2 rRNA genes (1 of these 2 only partly in view) are annotated in these 3,094 nt (G+C 53.7%); both read right to left on the bottom strand.

Annotated features, from left to right (window positions below):
- Window positions 1-56 precede the first annotated feature (56 nt).
- Window positions 57-172: ribosomal RNA gene (gene rrf, locus FHR87_RS18590) — 5S ribosomal RNA — on the bottom strand.
- Between the two features lie 138 nt (window positions 173-310).
- A 23S ribosomal RNA gene (locus FHR87_RS18585) occupies window positions 311-3,094 on the bottom strand; it runs 106 nt beyond the window's last position.

Below are 3,094 nucleotides of genomic sequence, written 5' to 3'. Positions count from 1 at the left end.
TGGAATCCAGACGAACGAACCCCCTGGCACGTGCGTACCAGGGGGTCGGGATAGGTGCTTGACGATGACCTACTCTCACATGGGGAAACCCCACACTACCATCGGCGATACATCGTTTCACTACTGAGTTCGGGAAGGGATCAGGTGGTTCCAATGCTCTATGGTCGTCAAGCGATTCAACGGGAAACGCCTGCTAGGCTGTTCCCTGGATATGTGATCGAAGCCGTGCTGGCGCTTAGCCAACGGTATGCTTTGCCGTTCAAGCCGATTTTCGGTCGATGCGTCTTCACCCAGATTACTTGGGTGTTATATGGTCAAGCCTCACGGGCCATTAGTACAGGTTAGCTCAACGCCTCACAGCGCTTACACACCCTGCCTATCAACGTCGTAGTCTTCGACGGCCCTTCAGGGGGATCAAGTCCCCAGTGAGATCTCATCTTGAGGCAAGTTTCCCGCTTAGATGCTTTCAGCGGTTATCTCTTCCGAACATAGCTACCCGGCAGTGCCACTGGCGTGACAACCGGAACACCAGAGGTTCGTCCAACCCGGTCCTCTCGTACTAAGGTCAGCCCCTCTCAAATCTCAAACGTCCACGGCAGATAGGGACCGAACTGTCTCACGACGTTCTAAACCCAGCTCGCGTACCACTTTAAATGGCGAACAGCCATACCCTTGGGACCGGCTTCAGCCCCAGGATGTGATGAGCCGACATCGAGGTGCCAAACACCGCCGTCGATATGAACTCTTGGGCGGTATCAGCCTGTTATCCCCGGAGTACCTTTTATCCGTTGAGCGATGGCCCTTCCATACAGAACCACCGGATCACTAAGACCTACTTTCGTACCTGCTCGACGTGTCTGTCTCGCAGTCAAGCGCGCTTTTGCCTTTATACTCTGCGACCGATTTCCGACCGGTCTGAGCGCACCTTCGTACTCCTCCGTTACTCTTTAGGAGGAGACCGCCCCAGTCAAACTGCCCACCATACACTGTCCTCGATCCGGATCACGGATCAGAGTTAGAACCTCAAGCATGCCAGGGTGGTATTTCAAGGATGGCTCCACGCGAACTGGCGTCCACGCTTCACAGCCTCCCACCTATCCTACACAAGCAGGCTCAAAGTCCAGTGCAAAGCTACAGTAAAGGTTCACGGGGTCTTTCCGTCTAGCCGCGGATACACTGCATCTTCACAGCGATTTCAATTTCACTGAGTCTCGGGTGGAGACAGCGCCGCCATCGTTACGCCATTCGTGCAGGTCGGAACTTACCCGACAAGGAATTTCGCTACCTTAGGACCGTTATAGTTACGGCCGCCGTTTACCGGGGCTTCGATCAAGAGCTTCGCTTGCGCTAACCCCATCAATTAACCTTCCGGCACCGGGCAGGCGTCACACCCTATACGTCCACTTTCGTGTTGGCAGAGTGCTGTGTTTTTAATAAACAGTCGCAGCGGCCTGGTATCTTCGACCGGCATGGGCTTACGCAGTAAATGCTTCACCCTCGCCGGCGCACCTTCTCCCGAAGTTACGGTGCCATTTTGCCTAGTTCCTTCACCCGAGTTCTCTCAAGCGCCTTGGTATTCTCTACCCGACCACCTGTGTCGGTTTGGGGTACGGTTCCTGATTACCTGAAGCTTAGAGGCTTTTCCTGGAAGCATGGCATCAACCACTTCCCCTTCTCAAAGAAGGGTCGTCATCGGTTCTCGGCCTTGATCGTCCGGATTTGCCTGGATGATCAGCCTACTACCTTAAACAAGGACAACCAACGCCTTGCTGGCCTAGCCTTCTCCGTCCCCCCATCGCAGTAACCAGAAGTACGGGAATATTGACCCGTTTCCCATCGACTACGCTTTTCAGCCTCGCCTTAGGGGCCGACTCACCCTGCGTCGATTAACGTTGCGCAGGAACCCTTGGTCTTTCGGCGTGGGTGTTTTTCACACCCATTGTCGTTACTCATGTCAGCATTCGCACTTCTGATACCTCCAGCGAGCTTCTCAACTCACCTTCACAGGCTTACAGAACGCTCCTCTACCGCTCATCAAAGATGAACCCGTAGCTTCGGTGCCTGGTTTGAGCCCCGTTACATCTTCCGCGCAGGCCGACTCGACTAGTGAGCTATTACGCTTTCTTTAAAGGGTGGCTGCTTCTAAGCCAACCTCCTAGCTGTCTGAGCCTTCCCACATCGTTTCCCACTTAACCAGGACTTTGGGACCTTAGCTGACGGTCTGGGTTGTTTCCCTTTTCACGACGGACGTTAGCACCCGCCGTGTGTCTCCCGTGCTGACACTTCTGGGTATTCGGAGTTTGCATCGGTTTGGTAAGTCGGGATGACCCCCTAGCCGAAACAGTGCTCTACCCCCCAGAGTGATACACGAGGCGCTACCTAAATAGCTTTCGAGGAGAACCAGCTATCTCCGAGCTTGATTAGCCTTTCACTCCGATCCACAGGTCATCCGCTAACTTTTCAACGGTAGTCGGTTCGGTCCTCCAGTTAGTGTTACCCAACCTTCAACCTGCCCATGGATAGATCGCCCGGTTTCGGGTCTATTCCCAGCGACTTGACGCCCTATTAAGACTCGCTTTCGCTACGCCTCCCCTAAACGGTTAAGCTTGCCACTGAAAATAAGTCGCTGACCCATTATACAAAAGGTACGCAGTCACCCAACGAAGTGGGCTCCCACTGCTTGTACGCATACGGTTTCAGGTTCTATTTCACTCCCCTCTCCGGGGTTCTTTTCGCCTTTCCCTCACGGTACTGGTTCACTATCGGTCAGTCAGTAGTATTTAGCCTTGGAGGATGGTCCCCCCATGTTCAGACAACGTTTCACGTGCGCCGTCCTACTCGATTTCACTGCCAGGATTCTTTCGCGTACAGGGCTATCACCCACTATGGCCGCACTTTCCAGAGCGTTCCGCTAAAATCCAGACAGCTTAAGGGCTACTCCCCGTTCGCTCGCCACTACTAAGGGAATCTCGGTTGATTTCTGTTCCTCAGGGTACTTAGATGTTTCAGTTCCCCTGGTTCGCCTCTTACACCTATGTATTCAGTGCAAGATACTCACGTTATCGTGAGTGGGTTTCCCCATTCAGAGATCGCC

This window comes from Azomonas macrocytogenes, assembly GCF_014191985.1.
Classification (GTDB): domain Bacteria; phylum Pseudomonadota; class Gammaproteobacteria; order Pseudomonadales; family Pseudomonadaceae; genus Azomonas; species Azomonas macrocytogenes.
This window is presented reverse-complemented; position numbering and strand designations above follow the sequence as displayed.